This is a genomic window from Rummeliibacillus pycnus (assembly GCF_050459865.1).
Taxonomy (GTDB): Bacteria; Bacillota; Bacilli; order Bacillales_A; family Planococcaceae; genus Rummeliibacillus; species Rummeliibacillus pycnus_B.
The window spans coordinates 16,219-36,564 of record NZ_JBCMNM010000071.1; the positions used below are offsets into that span (position 1 = coordinate 16,219).

Here is a 20,346-nt window from a genome sequence, read left to right on the forward strand (position 1 = left end):
ATTAATGGAACTGCCACTTGGCAAAAAAGTTGGAGGTAATACTCATGTCAAACCCCGTTTCACTTGCAAGCTCACCGTGGTCTGCTTTTTCTGGTCCAAACCTTGGCTATGTAATGGATATGTATGATTTATATTTAACATCTCCTGAAGAAGTAGATGCTGAACTTGTGGCATTATTTGAACAATACGGAGCTCCGGTTGTAGAGTCAATTGAAAGCACTACAACTGTTGATTCAGGTAATATTGAAAAAGTTTTAGCTGCTGTACATTATGCTGATAGTATTCGTGCTCATGGTCATTTAGCAGCGGATATCTATCCATTAAATAACCAACCTTTAGACTCAACTCGTATTGAAGCCTCTACTTATGGTTTAACTGATCAGGATTTAGTGAATATACCTGCATCGGTTTTATTAAATGATATTCCTGTAAACGTTCACAATGGTTTAGATGCCATTAATTACCTTAAAGCAATTTATACTAGCAAAATCGCCTTTGAATTCAATCATGTTATAGGTAAAGATGAAAGAAAATGGATTCAATCTAAGATTGAAAGTGGTTCACTTAACGGAAAACTTTCAACTGAAGTGAAAAAAGAAATTCTTTCAATGTTAAACAAAGTTGAAGGATTTGAACAATTCTTGCACAAAACTTTTGTTGGGGTTAAACGTTTCTCAATCGAAGGTGTCGATGCATTAGTTGTATTAATCGAAGAAATTATCAAAGGTTCAGAAGTCAATGGCGCTAAAGACATTATGATTGGTATGGCTCACCGTGGTCGTTTAAATGTACTTACACACAATGTACACAAACCATATCAAATGATGTTAGCTGACTTCGCTCATGTACCAAGTGAATTATTCGTACCGAAAGACGGTTCTTTAGAAGTTACAAAAGGTTGGTCAAACGATGCGAAATATCACCTTGGTGCAACTTACAAATCACCAAATGGTACAACAATTAAATTAGCTTACAACCCATCTCACTTAGAAGTAGTTAGCCCAGTCGTTACTGGTCAAGCTCGTGCAGCTCAAGATAATACTTCTAAACCAGGTTTACCTGAACATGATGCAAGTAAAGCTCTTGCAATCTTAGTCCATGGTGATGCAGCATTTGCTGGTCAAGGCGTTGTGACTGAAACACTAAACTACGGTCGTACTAAAGGTTTCAATACAGGTGGTTCAGTCCACATTATCGCTAACAATATGATTGGTTTCACAACTGAACGTTTTGATTCTCGTTCTACAGTTTATTCTTCTGATCCTGCTAAAGGTTATGAAGTACCAGTTATTCATGTAAACGCTGATTCTCCAGAAGCAGTTGTTCAAGTTGCACGTTTTGCTGTTGAATATCGCGCAAAATTTGGTAAAGATATTGTAATCGATTTAATTGGTTACCGTCGTTATGGTCATAACGAAATGGATGAACCAATGATTACAAACCCAGAAACTTACAATATCGTACACAATCACGATACAGTTCGTGCATTATACGGAAAACAATTAGTTGCTGAAGGTACTGTAACAGCAGAAGAAGTTACGAAACTTCAAAAAGATATTAAAGATGAATTACAAGCTGCTCTAGATCATGTTAAAGAAGTTGGTAAAGGTCAAGAAACTAGCCACGAAATGCCTGATGCAGTGAAAAACGGCTTCCCAGAAGGTATTGAAACAGCTGTTGAAAGAGAACGCTTAGAAAAAATGAACGAAGAGCTTCTTGCATTCCCAGAAGACTTCAATGTATTTAAAAAACTAAGCAAAATCTTAAACCGTCGTCGCGATCCATTCGAAGGTAAAGGTAAAATTGACTGGGGTCATGCTGAAACACTTGCTTTCGGTACAATTCTACAAGATGGTTACCCAGTACGTATTACTGGTCAAGATGTTCAACGTGGTACATTCTCACAACGCCACCTTGTAATTCATGATGAACAAAATGGTAAAGAAATTGTTCCATTACACAACATCTCTGGTTCTCATGCTTCATTCGATCCAATCAACAGTCCATTATCAGAGGCTGCAATCGTTGGTTACGAATATGGCTATAACTTAGAAAACGAAAAAGCTCTTACAATTTGGGAAGCACAATATGGTGACTTTGCAAACATGGCACAAGTAATGTTCGATAACTTCATCTCAGGCACTCGTTCAAAATGGGGTGTTAAATCTGGTGTTGTATTATCATTACCACACTCTGCTGAAGGTCAAGGTTCAGAACATACAAGTGCACGTCTAGAACGTTTCTTACAATTATCAGCTGAAAATAACTGGACAGTTGTTATGCTTTCTAGTGCTGCAAACTACTTCCATTTATTACGTCAACAAGCAGCAGTTCTTGGAACAGAATCAGTACGCCCATTAGTTATGATGTCTCCAAAATCTCTTCTACGTAACCAAATCGTAGCAGCTGATGTTGAAGAATTAACAACTGGACATTACCGTACTGTAATCGAACACCCAACAACTGGGGAAAATGCGAAAAAAGTTGAAAAAATCGTATTTGCTTCAGGTAAAATGGCAATCGATATTGCCGAAAAAATAGGTGAAGGTGAAGGTTATGAACACTTACATTTAGTTCGTGTTGAACAACTATATCCATTCCCTAAAGCAGAAATTGCTGAAATTCTTGCAAAATTCCCTAACGTTAAAAAGCTTGCATGGGTACAAGAAGAACCTAAAAACATGGGTTCATGGTTCTTTGCAGATCCATACCTACGCGAATTAGCAACAGATGCTCAAGATGTTGTTTATGTAGGACGTCCTGAATTATCTAGCCCAGCGGAAGGTGACGCTGACTCTTATAAAGAAGCACAAACAATCGTTATCGACGAAGCAGTTGCTCGTTAAGTAGCGCAATTACCTAAAGGAGGAAAACAAAGTGGCAGACATTATTGTTCCAGAATTAGCAGAATCTATTACAGAAGGTGAAATCGTACGTTGGGTTAAACAAGTTGGTGACCACGTAGAAAAAGGCGAATTCATCGTTGAATTAGAAACAGATAAAGTTAACGCTGAAATCATTTCTGAAGAAGCAGGTGTTCTTACAGAAATCTTAGCAAATGAAGGCGATGTTGTTGAAGTTGGCTCAGTAATCGCAAAAGTTGAAGAAGGCGCAGCTGCACCAGCTCCAGCTCCACAAGAAGCTGCTCCAAAAGCTGAAGAACCAAAACAAGAAGCTCCAAAAGCAGAAGTAAAACCTGCAGCTGCACCGGTAGTAGAAGAAACTTCTTCAAACGAACGTGTTATTGCTAGTCCAGCAGCACGCAAATTAGCTCGTGAAAAAGGCATCGATCTTGCAGCTGTTTCACCAGTAGATCCTCAAGGTCGCGTACGTGTTCAAGACGTTGCTGCATTTGGTAATGCTCCTGTAGCACCAGCAGCACAACAAGCAGCTCCAAAAGCAGCACCAGCTGTTGCAAAAGCTGTAGATGAATCACGTGTTGAAGTTGTTAAAATGACTCGTCGTCAACAAACAGCTGCAAAACGCTTACTTGAAGTATCTCAAACTACTGCAATGCTAACTACATTTAACGAAATCGACATGACAAACGTTATGGCACTTCGTAACCGTAAAAAAGATGCATTCCAAGAAGCACATGATGGTACTCGCCTAGGCTTCATGTCATTCTTCACAAAAGCAGTTACAGCTGCTCTTAAAAAATATCCAGCAGTAAATGCTAAAATTGTTGGTGACGAAATTCACTACAACAAATTCTTCGATGTTGGTGTTGCTGTATCAACTCCAGACGGATTAGTTGTACCAAACGTTCGTGATACTGACCGCAAAAACTTTGCAGAAATCGAAGCTTCAATTTCTGACTTAGCAACAAAAGCTCGTAACAAAAAATTAGCACTTCAAGATCTTGAAGGTGGTTCATTCACAATTACAAACGGTGGTGTATTCGGTTCATTAATGTCTACACCTATCATCAATGGCGACCAAGCTGCAATCCTAGGTATGCACAACATTGTAAAACGCCCAATCGCAGTTGGAGACGAAATCCAACTTCGCCCAATGATGTACGTAGCATTATCTTATGACCACCGCATCATCAATGGTAAAGAATCAGTTGGATTCTTAAAAATGGTTAAAGACTTAATCGAAAACCCAGAAGATTTATTACTAGAAGCTTAATCTAACGGGCTTTATAGAACCTATCGCTTACACTCAGACCACCCTTTAATTAGGGTGGTTTTTTTGATTTTTAAGCTCCGTGACTCCCGTATGACTCCCGTAGCTTTTTTTTGTTAGTTCATTTAAGTAATTTATGAGCAAATCTGTGGTTTTTTCGATTTCTTCGGTAGTCACGTGAGTATAGATGTTCAAAGTTGTTTCAATATGAGCATGTCCCAATAATTTTTGAACGACTTTGATATCTGCACCTGCGGCAAATAGTAGAGATGCACAAGAATGACGTAGACCATGTACAGTTATACGAGGTAACTCAAAACGCTTGCAAAGCTTGTTTAAGACTTCGTTTACATAAGAGTTGCGAAAAGGTTCAAAGGAAGACTCCTTTATGAAAATGAATTTATGTTTTACCTTTTCTCCTGATATAAGACGAAGTTTCTTATTTTGTCTAATGAGATCCTTGAGTACAGAAAAAGTTTCTAGGTCTAAATGAATATCGCGAACTGATGAAGAGGTTTTAGGCTTTAATAATTGGTAGTTACCATCTTCGTCATAAAAGTGTTTTCGTAATACTAATACTTTGTGTATCATCATGCATATCATTTTCTTGTAGAGCTAGAAGTTCACCTTTACGCATTCTTGTTAAGAGTAATGTACGGAACAGAGCGTATCGTTTTAGTGTATCGGTTGCCTTTAGCCTTTCTAAGAAGTAAAGTGATTTTTCTTTATCCCAGAATTTTTCTAGTTTTTCATCCTCTTCAAAGATAGTAGTCTTAGGATATACAGTGTTATTGAAAGGGGATGACTCAATATAATCATTCCGTACTGCATAATCAAGTACATTTCTTGCTTGGATTACAATGGGCTTATATGACTTCAATTGACTGGACATAAAGTCTATATATTTTTGACAATCTTTTTTTGTAATTTCTTTTAATCTTTTTTCTCCAAATGTAGGAAGAATCCATTTTTTATAATCAACAGACTTTCTATAAATCGTAGAGGGTTTAAGGTGTTTTGAATACTCTTCTTCAAATTCTATAAAGATGTCTTTATAAAAGTAATGAGACATCTCAGGTTTAGATCGCTATGAATTATATGTAGATGCACGAGATGTTGAAGAAACAAATACAGATGATGATGGTAACGAAACCCCTCGTTCAGTTACTGACATTGAAGCTGACTTATCGAATCGGGGAAATGAAAAGTTAGACGAACACAAACAAGAAATATTTCTAGGTGGTCAAATTCTCACAAAGTCCCCTTTCAAATATGAAAGGGATTGGGACTTAGGCGATATCGTAACTGTTATGTACAAATATTGGGGCGTGTCGATGGATGCGAGGATTACCGAAGTTAAAGAAATTTACGAAGAATCAGGAATGCGTATAGAAGTTGTATTTGATAAAGATAAGCCTGATTTTATCAGTGTATTGAAACGTAAATTTAACACACTAAATCCAGTAGTAAAGCGATAGATAAGAATAAACACAGTCAATCGACTAGCGTTATTTTTATTTCAATGAAAATGAATACTCGCCTTCTATTAGCAATAACATGTTATCTTAAGGGGGAGTATTTTTTGAAATTTGAGGTAAGATTTAAAAATGAATCAGACGAAACCTTAGCAGTTACAAAATTTGAAAAGGATTCGCTCCAAGAATTAAGCGAAGAGATAAAAAAGTTATTAGATCAGGATTATATTACAATTCAACAAAGAGAACTTTTTGGAACTATTATTGTAAGTTCAAAGATAGCGAAAGTTTCAATAAGTCATTCTATTCTACCTTAACCTTCCACAATCTGTGGAGGGTTTTTATTATGCAGAAAAAGAGGTGTTAACATGCCTGAAGAAAACAAATTAATGCTCGATATATATGAGCGACTTGGTGGAATTGACGCTAAATTAGATGGAGTTAATGAAGTGAGAATAACGGCTAGTCGCGCTGAAGAAAAAGCAGACAAAGCACAAGATATTGCTGACAAAGCTTTAGAAAGTACAAAGAGCGCTCATCATCGCTTAAATAAAATCGACAAGATTATTTGGTGGGTAGCTACTACCATAATTGGTGCTGTGATCGTTGCATTACTGGCATTAGTTATCAAAACAAATTAGGAGGTTATAAACATGACAACAGATAAACTAAAACAATACATTTCATTATTTGGAGGGTTGTTATCAGCAATCCTTTTATTTTTTCAAACATTAGGTCTTTATTTCAATTGGTTTAACACAGATTCAATTGATGCATTTTTTAATGTTCTATTAGCTGCTGTACCATTCATCTTAGTCATTTATGGAGTTTGGAAGAATAGTTATATCGTAACCAAACAAGCACGTGAACAAGAACAACACTTAAAAGAAAAGAGGTTAAAATAATATGGGTAAAATCATCGATATTTCAAAATGGCAACCAAATGTAAATTACAAGGCTTTAGCTACCGAATGTGATTTAGCAATCCTTCGTGTACAAGATGGATCCACAATAAAAGATTTGTTTTACCTAACACACGCAAATGGGTGTGAAAAATATAAAATTCCTTTTGGCGTCTACGCTTTCATACGTTTTATTAGCGTAGAAGATGCAAAAGTTGAAGCCAGAGACTTTTATAAGCGTGCCACAACTGGTGGTCTTAAACCAAAGTTCTTTGTTGCAGATGTAGAAGTAGCAACAATGAAAGATATGCGTGCAGGTACAAATGCGTTTATTGCTGAAATTCTTCGGCTAGGTGCAAAAAAAGTGGGTATTTATGTTGCACATCATTTATATGAATCATTTAATTTAGAATACTCAAAAGCCGACTTTGTTTGGATTCCTCGATATGCTGCAGATGGTAAATCTATAATTGAACCAAAGTATCCATGTGATTTACATCAATATACGGATAAAGGAACAATTGCAGGAATCAGTGGTGGAGTGGACTTAAATCGATTAACAGGAAGCAAATCACTTAAATGGTTTACTGGAGAGGAAAGAGTTACTCAAGTAAGCAAACCAGTCACAAAACAAAAAGCCCAGCTTGTAAAAACATCAGCTACAAAAACAACTAATAATGTACACACCGTTAAAAGTGGTGATACTTTAAGTGAAATTGCATCGAAAAATACTACAACTGTTGCAAAATTACAGATATTAAACAAAATTAAAAATCCAGATTTGATTTATGTTGGTCAAAAAATAAAAATGAAATAAGAAGATAAAAGCCCCTTACCAAAATAGGCGAGTGGCTTACTAAGGGCTAAGTCACATATACAAATATTCATGTATTTATTCATTTTTTCAATGCCTCTTATTGCTTAAAGATTCTAAAATAGAAAAAAGACTAGTGCGATTTTATTATGCACCTAGTCTTTTTGGCATTACAAATGTACATGCAATGAAAACTGATACTTTTCAATGCTACTGATTAGAAACATTAAGGATATGTAACTGTTCCATATACATTATATTCAACAGGATTTATTTGCATTCTACTAACTAAAACAGCATATGTATTTCCAGATTTAACAGGAATATCAAATGCTACGCTACGATTACCGTTGAACTGTTTCAATATAGTGGTATCAAATCCATTCTCTGTTACTCGATAAAAAGTACTGAATGCACTAGTGCCAGATTGATATTGGTAACCTTTTAGAGTCGCTATTCCATCGTTAGTAGGAGTAAATGATACTACTTTTATAAAGGCTGTGCTTCTACTAGGAAAAGTCACATCATAACTTGTTGATTCTGCAGCGGATGCAGTTGTAACTGTTCCTATAATCATTAAAGCGAACATTAAAATAGCTAAAGATATCTTTTTCATATTTTCACCACCCTTCAAAAATGATTATGACATAAATTATAATATAATTAAATACAAAAATATAAAATTATATAAAATATACAAAAATTTGTTAAAAATTATAGAAAGTTTCAAAATAAAAAGTATGCAATTTTACGGGTGAAGATATTTTCATAAACATAGATTTATATCTTAACATTTTTTATACTTTAAATAAGAACGAACGTTCTATATAACGAGTTAAATCGAACGGGTGTTCTTGTTTTGAGGAGGTAACATCATGAAAGAACAGTTAATAAAAGCTATGCAGTATCATCAATTGGGTTACGATTATGTACATTTCAAAAAGTGGTGAAATATCACGAAAAGGCGTGTAAAGCTTATTAATATCAGTGGCGATAAATTTCAAGCATTCTGTTTTACAAAACATGCAAAGCGAACTTTTATTATCGAGAATGTTCTTGTGGTGTTTCCTGTGATTAGAAATGAGCGTGAAGTTATATGATGAGTGGAGAACAAAAGAAATTAGTCCATAAAACAAATCATTTTAGATTTAGCTATTAGAACACTCGAACGTGATCGCAAAATGATTGATAGCCTTAAATCAAAAATCGCATTTGAAATATGGTTTGAATTAAAAGTAAATGAAGCTACAAAAGATAAAATAAAAGTAAAAAGGCTTTTATCTGCACAAGGTATCAGAATAGAAAATGAGAAAAAGGAAGATGAAATAATAACTTTTTATGAAGTATTGTACCGTGGTGCAACTGAGCTTATAAGATATTCGAACATTGCTCTTAGAAATTGGACGAATCAGGAAATTAAGCGATTGTTGAATATTGAATATAAAACAACAGATGCACATATAACGCCGACATACCATGAATAAAAGGATTATTATCGAAAATGTCGAATCTCTTCATAAAATAGGAGGGATTTGATGAAGAAGTATTATTTACGAGCAACATCCCCAGAGAGCAGAAATACAATTAAACTACACTCGAAGAAGGATTTTAGAAAGTGTAAAGAAATTGAATTAACGGTAGGAGATTGTTAGTTGTATTACCTGAAAGAATTGTCAATTTAACAGGAGCTACATTAGTACTCATAGGAAAAGAATAGAGTTAAGTGTTAATTAAGTTAAGAATAAACATTGAAATTGAGTGTAAGTTTTTCCATTGATCGAATGGGGTAATGTTTATATTTCTTGAGCTAAAATGATATTAGACAAATGGGAATTTAAAGTATATAATGAACTTAATAAAGTCCTTTATAGGAAAAAAAGTTGAATTCGCATATTACAAAGAGTAATCGTGTTTGTTCGGTACTTTTTGTAATATGTGAATTTTTTTCTTTTAAAAAGCTTATATATTAATAATTTTTTTAATGGAGGTCATTTAAATGACACAAGGTACTGTAAAATGGTTTAACGCAGAAAAAGGTTTTGGTTTCATCGAAGTTGAAGGCGGAGCAGACGTATTCGCTCACTTCTCAGCAATCCAAGGTGACGGTTTCAAATCTTTAGAAGAAGGTCAAAAAGTTGAATTCGAAGTTGAAGAAGGCCAACGCGGACCACAAGCTGCAAACATTGTAAAACTTTAATTTTAATTAGTTAGTTTTAGAATTATCTAAAAAACTAGAGGAATCCTTTCAATAAGGTTCCTCTTTTTTATTTAGTTCGACTCCAATGTCAATATACATAAAATGCATGAATTGGGGGATTCATTTTTCATTAAAATAGATACAATTTAAATTAATCTTCAAATAATTCATTAGTTAGATTTTGGTCAAATGGACTAAAAACTACACTCGAATAAGGATTTTAGAAAGTGTAAGGAAATTAAAGTGAACGGTAGGAGATTGTTAGTAGTAACACCTGAGAGAATGGTTGATTTAACAGATTCAACAATCGAGCTTATGGACAAAAAATAAAAAAGGTTTGATTAACCCCTCAACCAACAATGTATGAGGGGATTTTTATAATTTACCAAGATGCTACTATTATGAGTTGGATTTCTTCTTTAGCGAAACGGGCAGGTGAGTTGAAGAGTGTTGTTTATAACTTGTGTTCAACAATCGGGCCATTTAATTGAATAAGACTACACAAAAAGTCGCTTTCCCTTACGTAAGGAAAGCGACTTTTTAGATTGATTTTTCCCTTGTTATCAAGCTTTTTACTTTAAGTTCCTTTGACTAATTTTGAAATGTTGTTGACTATTCAGTTGAACTGTATTATGTTGTTATTAAGTTGAACTATATAGTCAAACTGAATAGAGGGTGAGGATATGAAACATAAATTATTACCGTTGTCTGAAACCATGCATTATATTTTATTAGCTTTGCGTGAGCCACTCCATGGCTATGCCGTAATGCAGAAGATAGAAAAGATAAGTAACGGTACTGTTATTTTAGCAGCTGGTACATTATACGGTGCGATAGAAAACTTGAATAAGCATGGTTGGATTGAACCTGTTGGAGAGTCAGGTCGGAGAAAAGTTTATATGATAACTGCGGAAGGAAGCGCCATTTTGAAAATGGAACAAAACAGGTTATTGCATATTTTATCCCTGTACGAAGGAAGTGAATCGAATGAAGAAATTTAAGATGTTTTTTGATATTGAAAAAGAGGAGCAATGGCTGAACGAGCAATTACAAAAAGGCTATCGTTGTACAAATATTAGTGGATTAGGAATATACACTTTCGAAAAAAACGACAAGAGATATGTGATGCGACTGGATTATCAAGATTATTTATCAAAGAAAAAGTTCAAAGATTACAAAGGGATATATGAAGACTTCGGTTGGATTTATATAAATGGGACCTGGCTTGGTGGAATTCGATATTGGCAAAAAGAAGATGATGATCAAAATGAAATCTTCTCGGATCGCCAATCAAAGAGTAATTATTATAAAAGATTGATGGGTTATTCATCTGGTTTAGGTATACTGTTATTGTCTTTTTCTTATATGCTTTACAAGGATTCAGGTTTATATTTAGCTGAAGGTCTTTGGAGTATGGAAGGTGCATTATTTTGGAAAGCATTTTTATTTGAAACTCCATTTGCCCTTTTGAGTTCGCTTCCCGCCCTTATGGTTGTTTTCTTTGGTAGCAGTTTCTATAAAGCTTATCGAAAGTATTCAATGTTAAAAGAAAAATAATGCGCGGAGGTTAATTATGAACTTTTGAGGTGAAGTCTGTTATTAAACTAAAGGGGTACGTTAGTTCAACAAGAAAATGTAGTTAAGATCTTCAACAATCGGGCGCAATTCCAGAGGTGATCTGCGCTTTTTTCATGAAATGGCCATACTTGAACAACAACTTTAAAGAAATCTGGGTTTCTATGTTAAAATTTTGGTGAGATGTGAAGAAATTTAATTAAACTATCGGGCAGTAATGTTTAACACTAAAATTTTTAAAAAGGATAAAGAGTAATAGGTCAGTCTATGTTAAATCGATAATGTAATTATTGAGGAGGTATATAATGAATAAAATAAAAGGGTTAACACTGTATGATACGTATACACAAAAAGAAAATAATGTTACCAAAGCACTTATTGACCTTTTGAGATTTTCAGATGTTCAATTAACCTTTCAGTTTATAAAACAGTGTCTGGGTATTTCTGAAATCTTATTAGAGGAACCTAATGAGAGGAGATATGCCCTACAAGTTGGAAATAAATTAAATGAACGTTCTGGGTATGGTTACGTTATTGGTATTTCCGATAGGATTAAAAATGATAATAAGAATTCTATTGTGGAAAAGGACACTATTCCAGATGCTTTAATCAAGTTAAACAATATAACTTTGTTAATTGAATCTAAAGTTGATGGCAACAAAATTAATATGCAACAGATAAAAGATCACGAAAAAATGTTTGCTGATGGAGAAATTATTCAACCTTATAAGGAAATTTCATGGGAAGATATTTATGAGTTCTTTTTGAAATTAGACAGAGGTTTTATTGAGAATGGTAGTGTGACAGAACTATTATTAGATCAGTATATTGTTTATTGTGAAAATATGGGGTTTTCCTCTATAAAATCCAAAGAATATATTTATACATGCTTTGCGAATAAACCAAAAGTTTTATCTATAATAAAAAAAATTGACAATTATTTAAATAACCTTGATTATGTCTATTTTAACGAAAAAATCACTGATTGTTTTGGGTATAAAATTAGAAAAAGAAATGGAAAATTCACAAATAAATTCTTTACATCATCTACATATAAACAAGGTGCATATATTTTACATTTCTCATCTTATAAACTTGCTTCGGAGATTCAAAAGGAATTAGATAGTGTATTTCAAGGGAATAAGAGAATGAATGATACAAAAAGTGAAGCACAGATTTATATGGATTTGGTTGATAGTTTTCAACAATTGAAACCATACATAGATTTAGCTTATCGTGAAAGACTTACTGAAAGATAATTAAATATCATTGTCATATATTCTACTGAATAAATAAAAGAAGTTTTATGCTGAATTGGAATAACCTTATTTCATTAACGGAGGATTTAGTTGAAGAAGAATCCTCCACAATCTGGCGCAATTCTTGAAAAAGGAATTGTGCCTTTTTCAGGGCCTTTTTGTGGTGGAACTCTTGTTTTTGAAAACTTATTTAAAATTTAAGGAAATGTTAAAATAAATAAGAACGGGAAATTAAACATTTAACAATTTATACTTACGGAGAATAAAAAATGGGAAGAAAATTAACTGATGAGAACAAATTGATAAATACTCATCCTGAATTGGCGGAAGAATGGCATCCTACCAAAAATAAAAAGGTTACACCCGAAAATATTTCTTTTGGATCTGAAAAATATGTTTGGTGGAAATGTCCGAATGGTCCAGATCATGAGTGGGAGATGATGGTTCTTACTAGAACTAAAGGAGGCAAGTGTCCTTTTTGTATCAATAGAAAGGTATCAGTTACCAATAGTTTAAAAACGCTATATCCTGAAATTGCGTTAGATTGGGATTACAACAAAAATGGAGAATATCTTCCCGAAAATACTTTAGCAGGTACTAATGAAAAAAGATATTGGAAATGTCATGCATGTAACTTTGAATGGATAACTAAAGTATCTAAAAGAACAAAGGAGGGCAGTGGCTGTCCTAAATGTTCAAAAAAGAAGGATAGTAAAGAGTACGCTCTAGTAAATAAGTATCCAGAACTATTAAAGGAATGGAATTATGAAAAAAATAAAGGAATAGATCCGACTCATTTTCATTATACTTCAGCTAAACGCGTTAGTTGGAAGTGTAAGGAATGTAGTTATGAATGGGATTGTATGATTAAAAGTAGAACTATTCACGAAGATAAAGGATGCCCTAAATGTAATTCAATTTATACTTTATTCCCTGAATTAACTGAAGAATGGTGTTTTGAAAAAAATACAAACCATTCTATTTTTGAAACAGTACCTGGTTCAGAAAAAAAGGTATGGTGGAAATGCTTAAATGGTCATGAAGACTATAAAACTACACCATATTTAAGAACAAAAAAAGGTTCTGGGTGTCCGAAATGTGGTAATCAAAAAGCTATAAAAAATAGATTGAATACCCTTATGTATAAGCAAGGGGCGCAAACAAGAAATGAAATACAGGTTCAAAAAAATAACACTCTACTTAATAAATATCCAGAAGTAGCTATGGAATGGCATCCTAGGTTAAATGGTAGTTTAAAGCCTGATAATTTAACACCAAAATCTAATAAAAAGGTATGGTGGTTGTGTAGTGTTTGTAAGTATGAGTGGATGAGTACTGTAGGTAGCAGAAGTAGTGGTCGAGGTTGCCCTAATTGTGCTAAGCAAAATAGAATAGAAAGTTTTAAGGAGTATAAATTAAATTCAGGTTCCGCTTTATCAGAAAAATTTCCAGAGTTAGCGAAAGAATGGCATAGTGAAAAAAATGACGGTATAACGCCAGATGCTATTAATTATGGCAGTAATGAAGAGTATTGGTGGAAATGTGAATTCGGGCATGAATGGAAAGCATCTCCGAAATCTCGAAGTTCCAAAGGTACTGGTTGTAGACAATGTAATTTTGAAATGAAAACATCGTTTCCTGAACAAGCTATTTATTTTTATTTAAAAAAGATTTTCAATAAGGTAAAGAATAATTTTATATTACATCGAGACACTTCAAAAATAGAAATAGATATATTTTTACCTGATTATAATTTTGCTATTGAGTATGATGGTGTTTTTTATCATAAAAATAGAGTACATCAAGACAATAAAAAAAATAAATTATTAAATGAAATGGGTATTAAAGTAATAAGAGTAAGGGAAGAAAAATTGCCGCCTTTAAATGATTTTTTTGGAGTTACTATAAAGTCTGAACCAAAAGCAAAAGAAAATATTTTAAATATTTTAAGTGGAATCATGTTAAGTCTTATTGAGGGAGAAAATCTAAGTGAAATTGAGAAATATAATTGGCATAATTTAAACATTAATTTAGAAGAAGATGAAGCTATAATTAACTCTTTATATATCAGTTCTAGGAAAAAGAATTCTTTGGAAAAGTTATATCCTGATTTGGCAGCTGAATGGCATCCTGAAAAAAATGGCTATTTAAAGCCTTATAGCGTTACTCCAGGGTCTACTAAAAAGATATGGTGGATATGTTTGATATGTGGAGATGAATGGATAGCACCTGTTTATACCAGAGTAAATGGTATGCATAAATGCAAATGGTGTAATGAAAATAATTTAATTAAAAAGAAACCAGAACTATTAAAAGAATGGGACTTCGAGAAAAATAAAGACATCGATTTTTTACGAATAACAGTTGGTTCTGGTAAATACGTTTGGTGGAAATGTAAAAAGGGCCATGAATGGAAGAGTACAATTGCTAATAGATATAACGGAAACAATTGTCCTTTCTGTGCTGGAAAAAATCATACAGTTGAACTCTCTCTAGGTATATTAAAGCCGGAAATTTCAGCATTTTGGCATCCTGAAAAAAATGGCGAGTTAACTCCATATGACGTTAAAATAAGCAGTGATTTAGTTGTGTGGTGGTACTGTGAAAAAGGAGTAGCTCACAAGCATGAATGGCAGTGTTCTATAAATAATATGAAACAAGCAATATGTCCATATTGTGCTAATAAAAAAGTAGGATTAGATAATTGTTTAGCCGTCTGTTTTCCTCAACTAGCTGAGGAATGGGATTCTAAATTAAATAACTTATCATCCTTTGATGTTCTGGCAAGTAGTAAGAAAAAATACTGGTGGAAGAATGCATTAGGTGATGTTTGGTTAGAATCTATTGAATCAAGAATTAGGAAATATAAGAACTAATAAAATGTGTATACAGATAATAAAGTTGTTTAATTTTTATTAAATTCATTTATAAAATAATAAAGGTATATAAAAATTTTTGTTGTTTTATTCAACAATCGGGCGCTTTTCTGAAATAAGGAAAGCGTCTTTTCTTCATGAAAAGGGCCAAATTGTGGAAAAGAACACGGTTAGAAAGTAATTAAACTTTTTTCAAAATGGATTTTTTTAATCTACCGAAAAATGCAGATTCATCCGATATTTTTAAAAAACTTTTTTCAAAGATACAATATCCCTAATAGGTTTAATTTACGCAAAAAAACTCGCCATCTGTTGTTATAAGAACAGATGGCGAGTTTTCTCTTCATCAACCAAAAAGACAAGGTGGTGACACTATTAGTTGCTAACTATATTATGTTATTTAACCCCCAATAATTATGGCCACGGTTACAGTATAATTACTTTCATAGTAATTTAACGTAATTACCGTTCATTTTTCACATAATGTGTAATTGAAAAAAGCAAAAAAGAAAAAGAGGGGAAATTCTCCTCAGAACAGTAATAATTTATTTTCGCAATCGCCCGTCTTTAAGGTTAATAATATCTGTATAACTTTCATTCCCTGCAACGTCTATTAAGGTGATTTGGGCAGAATACGAATTAAGTGGCGCATTATGCAGAGTATATTGCTCTTGATCTGCAATATGAAAGCCAAAATTAACTCTTATTGCATCGTTTTGAGAAATCTTTATAAAGTTATTATTGCTGATTTCTTTCCATACAGAGGTAATTTCAGGAATAAAATAATAAATAAGGTCAAGTTTGGCAATCTCCGTATCCCCAGAATATACTCTAAGACTACTACCCGTAACCAGATTTATTCTTGAACCTGTATTGAGGACATTTATTAAACATTCCCAAGTAACAATGCTTCCTGAGACTGTAGGATTTATGATAAGTTGGTTACCACCATTAAAAGGTTCTAATCGATAAGGGGGAATTACAATCCTTTCACGTTCGGTGTACATTGAATCAAGGTCATATTTATCTGCTGCTTGCGTTCTAGTCCCTTTCCTTATAGGAATGAACATTTCTCTATTTTTATATAATCGGAGCATATGTGGCTTATTATAGGAACGGGGGATATGAACAACTATTATATTTTTTTTATCCACCTGAATTTCATTAAACTCAACAGTAAAAGGTTCAAGTACCTTGCGGTTGATCATATTAGCTAAAGTGGCAGCATCAAATGGAAGTGTGGTATGGTGCAAATCTCCTGTTTTACCGTCAATGCCTACTATAATGTTTCCAGCACCGTATTGTGAATTTGCCATAACAGTTAAGTCTTTTGCAAATTCATTTTTACCATCGTCATTTGACAAATCCCAGAATTCACGTTTTAACTCTATTATTGGGTTCTCGTATTGTGCCCCAGATTTAATTTGCTTACTAATATTTTCGATTTTCTCAGCATTAATATCTCGATCGTTATCAAACAAATTACAACACCTCTTTAAGTATTTACTAATAATTTATTATAACACTATGGTAATAAACATTTTACAAAATATTACATAGTTGTTGGACTAAAGGGTCGATATCTCAGTGATTACCTTCAACAAGCGGGCGCATTTCTGTAATAAGAAATGTCCCTTTTTTATTTTGGGGATTGTCCAAGTTAGAGGATTTTGAAATAATTGGTATTAAGTTAAAGGGCAGGATGCTGGAATAATGGTACATAGCGGTTTGAATAATAGGAGGTATGTTGAATGAAAGGTTGTTAATGTCATTAGGTATATTATCAACTATTATTTTTGGTGGAGGGTTTTTAATTCGTTTTGTTCGAGATGGAGATTTCTACATTGCAGAATTCATGGGAGGAATTATAGGGATTATTTTAATATTGATTAGTATGTTTGTTGTTAAAAAAAGTAGTAAAACAGAGGATGCCTTATTTAAGTAATGAGGGATTTTTTGAAATATGAATGTATGGTTATTCAAGAAAAGGGCGCAATTCCAGAGTAGAAATTGCGCTCTTTCTTTATGTATAGGGTCAGATTGTCGAATAAAGAGTCGCTTATTTAAAATTTACTAGAATAATACGAGGAGAATTACCAAATATTCGAAATGTTAAAGAACCGTCACTAAAAGCTAAAAGATCGATTTGGTTTTGTTCATTATTTAGTTCTGGCACAGAAGTATTCATCCTATTGTTTTATTCTTATAGGGACTCCAACGTCTAAACGCGTTTAATATAAGATAATACAGATATTGTAAAATCCATACCAAAAACGGCGGGAAATAGTTGTTTTGGTTAATTGACTCCAGTATATCTTTTGAAAATAGCTAACTAATCTAATCAAAGTTTTTTCTTCTAAAAAGTAGCCAAAAACTTTCTTTATTGTTGGAAAGTAATAAAATCTGCGTTTTGTCGGCTGGACGTCTATAAAAAGGATTCAGAATAAAATAGAATTTTTTTGCTTTATAACTAATTTTTATTAAAATAGTTTTGGAGGACGTCCTTTGCTTTCTACAACTTTACGAACATGTCCTTCCCATTTACCGATAAGTTGATTCCATTCAGGATCTTTTAAATAATCATCTATTGGTCTGGACAGATCAAATTCAGGAAGGTAAGTTCCTGTAACCCCTCTTTCTAAAATTCCATCCTCTATTACTCCTTTTTCACGAAAAATCAGAATTGGGAGTCCTATCTGAAATGCCATAGCTGGTTCTATATGACAATAAGGACTAGTAATCCATTTTCCTGATACATCATATGAATATGTGTCTGGAATGTCAGTACCTGACTTTGCCTCACCTTTCTCTATTAAAGTCCTACGGAAGGCTATAGTAAGTAAGCCGTTAGATTCCATCATCAGTCTTCTAATAGCTACTAGAGGTTCTTCCATATCATAATCTGTAACTCCTAGTGTTCGTGGTTGAAATCCTCTTTGTTCTAAATAATTTACAATAGTCGTAATGAAATCTTCTTGTTGTTTGAGGTGTGGTTTAGGGTAACTTAAGAAAATTGATATCTTCATAATTATTTCTCCTTACAAGTTGAATAAGTATATTAAGAACTATGTTTAGTATTATTTTATAATTTTTCTCTTAAAAAAAATAGTATATTTTGGGCGGATCCCATAAAAAATGGGGTATATTTAAGGGCCATTTAACGGAATGAGACTCTCAAGCAAAGTTGAATATTTATGTCATCATCATGAAGTTTGTTGAAGGATTAACTATAGGTTCAATATAGTTCAATAAGGATTTATATTATACAATTAATAAAAACAGTAAGTGATGATAAGAAAATGGCTGTTGTTTTACGAAAAAGCAAGAGTAAAGAGGACAACATTCTATATGCTAGAGAAAGAGATCGAGGAGCAAGAAATATGGGGAAATTAGACGATATTGAAAAATGTATGTGTGAAGGATGTAAAAGTTTAAATAATTGGTACAGTATTTACACAATTAATCGTAAAGGTGGAAAGATTGTACAACAAATCTTGAGTGATAGGACAAAGGCAATTGAGGCTTTAAAGAGGTATCATAAAAACGGTCATTTAGATGTTTATTTGATAGAGGGAAAATTGTCTTGTGACCACCGAGTATCAAATAAAGAAATAGATTATGTTATTGAACAGATTTTGAATAAATCATACTTGTTTGAACCCCCATATGGAACTCGTGAGGGTCGTAAATATCTTACACCCTACCCATCTTTGTACAACGCAGAAAAACAAAGGTGTATTTCTTCCAGTGCTCATTCACAATCGCAGCGAAGAACATCAGTACCATGTCAGAGGTGTGACCACGGAAGTCATAATGTGTATTTAGATAGAGTGTATGAGCGAATGGTAAAAAGAGGATTTATTGAGAAAAATCCAGAAGTGGATAATGATGGATATGTGAAAATTTGAATAAGCAAATAAGGATATAACTCAGTCAGTATTTTGTAGTAATTACAATATTAGACTTTTCTGACTTTTGACGTAATCAGAGGAATATGAAATACCCTCGCTCATTTTTGTTCATTATCCTAAACCATAATTCAACGGGTAGCTTTACTTCAATAAAGGTATTCAGCAATCGGGCGCTATCCTTGAAAAAGGATAAGCGCTCATTTTTCATTTAAGGGCCATATTCTTGAATAAAGGTTAGATTGTATAGCGAAGATTGTGTAAGAAATATACTTAAGCTAACGGGCAGTTTAATTGAAGTAGCATGTTTCTTTTAGAAGGGCATAGAAGTAGTTATTTAATCGAGGATTTTAGCATCGCTAGAATTTTAAATGGGGGAAACATCGTTATGAGAATTACAAAAGGAGTTATAGTTGGAATTATTTTTGGTTTGGGTTTATCGTTTTGTATTTCCTTTATGTTTATGTTGGTTGCACAGGGGTTAGCAGGTGGCTTTACATCTTCATTTGGTGAGAGTTGGTTATACTACGCAACGATTATTCCCTTTATATTAAACTTTGCTATATTAGGATTTTATTTCACAAAACAAGAAAACGTTTCGAACAAAAAACTTTGGTTATTAAGCCTAATATCGGCATTATTTATCACTCTATTCAGTGGAACTATCGGTGCTTTATTTGGAGAGTATGTTGTAAGGGGAGGAAGTCTTAGAACTTATACAGCAACTGGAGGATATACAGGTGTTAATGTAGAGGGTGTTTTAATTTGGGGAACAATTTATGCCTTTATTTTGCTTCCGTTCACTACACCACTGGTACGTCTGATAATCCAAGCATTCTTTGAATTACTTAAAAAATATAAAATAGCTTATTGAACTAAAGGATGCTAGAGTGCAATAAGCGCGAGCCATCATCAGCAGCCACTGACTTTCAAGATACGGAGTTCAAACAGTGGATGTTGTACATAGCGGTTGTAGCAGTGGGTGGAGCAGGTGTATTTTTGGCAGCAAAGAACCCTAACTTACTCAATAAACGTTAAATCTTAACATATAAATATCTTTATTTTGCCAGCAATTATTATTGTTAATCCATGTATTAACTAATGAGAGATTTAGTGAGAGAAGAATTAAATGATAATAAGTTAGGTATCATGTTTTAAAGTTATTCCATTAAAGGGCGCTATCCTTGAATTGAACTGCACCCCAAATGT

General features: G+C 33.3%; 21 protein-coding genes. 16 read left to right on the forward strand and 5 right to left on the reverse strand.

All coding sequences use genetic code 11. The features are described from left to right. The first annotated feature begins 44 nt into the window (after positions 1-44). Positions 45-2,846 (forward strand): 2-oxoglutarate dehydrogenase E1 component, encoded by a 2,802-nt coding sequence (locus tag ABE048_RS14325; protein ID WP_430311942.1) that lies wholly within the window; start codon positions 45-47, stop codon positions 2,844-2,846. Positions 2,847-2,877: 31 nt separating this feature from the next. Beyond that, positions 2,878-4,134, forward strand: coding sequence for a 2-oxoglutarate dehydrogenase complex dihydrolipoyllysine-residue succinyltransferase (gene odhB, locus ABE048_RS14330; RefSeq protein ID WP_430311943.1), 1,257 nt, complete (start codon positions 2,878-2,880; stop codon positions 4,132-4,134). A 45-nt stretch (positions 4,135-4,179) separates the two neighbouring features. Here the strand turns inward: odhB and ABE048_RS14335 are convergent, their stop codons facing one another. Continuing rightward, positions 4,180-4,725, reverse strand: coding sequence for a tyrosine-type recombinase/integrase (locus ABE048_RS14335; RefSeq protein ID WP_430311944.1), 546 nt, complete (start codon positions 4,723-4,725; stop codon positions 4,180-4,182). Further along, positions 4,682-5,203 carry a tyrosine-type recombinase/integrase gene (locus ABE048_RS14340; RefSeq protein ID WP_430311945.1) on the reverse strand — a complete coding sequence of 174 codons (522 nt, stop codon included), beginning with the start codon at positions 5,201-5,203 and terminating at the stop codon, positions 4,682-4,684. The genes ABE048_RS14335 and ABE048_RS14340 overlap by 44 nt, the downstream gene beginning before the upstream one ends. Here ABE048_RS14340 and ABE048_RS14345 point away from each other — a divergent pair. From ABE048_RS14345 to ABE048_RS14365, 5 genes are all read left to right on the forward strand, one after another. After that, positions 5,202-5,609: a Gp37-like protein gene (locus ABE048_RS14345; RefSeq protein ID WP_430311960.1), complete on the forward strand. Its 408-nt coding sequence runs from the start codon at positions 5,202-5,204 to the stop codon at positions 5,607-5,609. The two genes, ABE048_RS14340 and ABE048_RS14345, sit on opposite strands and share 2 nt — an antisense overlap. Positions 5,610-5,713: 104 nt before the next feature. Further along, on the forward strand, positions 5,714-5,923 hold the full coding sequence (locus tag ABE048_RS14350) for a hypothetical protein (RefSeq protein WP_430311946.1): 210 nt from the start codon (positions 5,714-5,716) through the stop codon (positions 5,921-5,923). A 51-nt stretch (positions 5,924-5,974) separates the two neighbouring features. Beyond that, positions 5,975-6,247: a hemolysin XhlA family protein gene (locus ABE048_RS14355; protein ID WP_430311947.1), complete on the forward strand. Its 273-nt coding sequence runs from the start codon at positions 5,975-5,977 to the stop codon at positions 6,245-6,247. Between the two features lie 12 nt (positions 6,248-6,259). Next, positions 6,260-6,511: a phage holin gene (locus ABE048_RS14360; protein WP_430311948.1), complete on the forward strand. Its 252-nt coding sequence runs from the start codon at positions 6,260-6,262 to the stop codon at positions 6,509-6,511. Between the two features lies 1 nt (position 6,512). After that, positions 6,513-7,325, forward strand: a complete 813-nt coding sequence (locus ABE048_RS14365; protein WP_430311949.1) for a GH25 family lysozyme — start codon at positions 6,513-6,515, stop codon at positions 7,323-7,325. Between the two features lie 223 nt (positions 7,326-7,548). On the opposite strand, the gene ABE048_RS14370 is transcribed toward ABE048_RS14365, so the two are convergent. Continuing rightward, entirely contained in the window at positions 7,549-7,938 is a 390-nt protein-coding gene (locus ABE048_RS14370; protein WP_430311950.1) for a hypothetical protein, read from the reverse strand. A gap of 565 nt (positions 7,939-8,503) precedes the next feature. Here ABE048_RS14370 and ABE048_RS14375 point away from each other — a divergent pair. The 6 genes from ABE048_RS14375 (at position 8,504) to ABE048_RS14400 (ending at position 15,229) form a co-directional block, all read left to right on the forward strand. Continuing rightward, positions 8,504-8,806, forward strand: a complete 303-nt coding sequence (locus tag ABE048_RS14375; RefSeq protein WP_430311951.1) for a hypothetical protein — start codon at positions 8,504-8,506, stop codon at positions 8,804-8,806. A 512-nt stretch (positions 8,807-9,318) separates the two neighbouring features. After that, a complete protein-coding gene (locus ABE048_RS14380; RefSeq protein ID WP_102692329.1) occupies positions 9,319-9,519 on the forward strand; it encodes a cold-shock protein in 201 nt (66 codons plus the stop codon). 683 nt (positions 9,520-10,202) lie between these two features. Beyond that, positions 10,203-10,520, forward strand: coding sequence for a PadR family transcriptional regulator (locus tag ABE048_RS14385; protein ID WP_097969645.1), 318 nt, complete (start codon positions 10,203-10,205; stop codon positions 10,518-10,520). Beyond that, positions 10,507-11,076, forward strand: a complete 570-nt coding sequence (locus ABE048_RS14390) for a DUF2812 domain-containing protein (protein ID WP_430311952.1) — start codon at positions 10,507-10,509, stop codon at positions 11,074-11,076. Before ABE048_RS14385 ends, ABE048_RS14390 begins: the two co-directional genes overlap by 14 nt. Before the next feature lie 323 nt (positions 11,077-11,399). Then, complete coding sequence (locus ABE048_RS14395; RefSeq protein WP_430311953.1) at positions 11,400-12,353, forward strand: hypothetical protein; 954 nt, start codon at positions 11,400-11,402, stop codon at positions 12,351-12,353. A gap of 269 nt (positions 12,354-12,622) precedes the next feature. Beyond that, positions 12,623-15,229: a zinc-ribbon domain-containing protein gene (locus tag ABE048_RS14400; RefSeq protein ID WP_430311954.1), complete on the forward strand. Its 2,607-nt coding sequence runs from the start codon at positions 12,623-12,625 to the stop codon at positions 15,227-15,229. Positions 15,230-15,774: 545 nt separating this feature from the next. Here ABE048_RS14400 and ABE048_RS14405 read toward each other — a convergent pair. Next, positions 15,775-16,710 carry an AlbA family DNA-binding domain-containing protein gene (locus ABE048_RS14405; protein ID WP_430311955.1) on the reverse strand — a complete coding sequence of 312 codons (936 nt, stop codon included), beginning with the start codon at positions 16,708-16,710 and terminating at the stop codon, positions 15,775-15,777. Between the two features lie 263 nt (positions 16,711-16,973). Here ABE048_RS14405 and ABE048_RS14410 point away from each other — a divergent pair, with 263 nt between their 5' ends. Then, positions 16,974-17,174 (forward strand): hypothetical protein, encoded by a 201-nt coding sequence (locus ABE048_RS14410; protein ID WP_430311956.1) that lies wholly within the window; start codon positions 16,974-16,976, stop codon positions 17,172-17,174. Between the two features lie 535 nt (positions 17,175-17,709). On the opposite strand, the gene ABE048_RS14415 is transcribed toward ABE048_RS14410, so the two are convergent. Continuing rightward, entirely contained in the window at positions 17,710-18,255 is a 546-nt protein-coding gene (locus ABE048_RS14415; protein ID WP_430311957.1) for a hypothetical protein, read from the reverse strand. A gap of 354 nt (positions 18,256-18,609) precedes the next feature. Here ABE048_RS14415 and ABE048_RS14420 point away from each other — a divergent pair, with 354 nt between their 5' ends. Together ABE048_RS14420 and ABE048_RS14425 are read left to right on the forward strand one after the other, a co-directional pair. Next, complete coding sequence (locus ABE048_RS14420) at positions 18,610-19,137, forward strand: hypothetical protein (RefSeq protein ID WP_430311958.1); 528 nt, start codon at positions 18,610-18,612, stop codon at positions 19,135-19,137. A gap of 388 nt (positions 19,138-19,525) precedes the next feature. Beyond that, a complete protein-coding gene (locus ABE048_RS14425; RefSeq protein ID WP_430311959.1) occupies positions 19,526-20,011 on the forward strand; it encodes a hypothetical protein in 486 nt (161 codons plus the stop codon). The last annotated feature ends 335 nt before the right edge of the window (positions 20,012-20,346 follow it).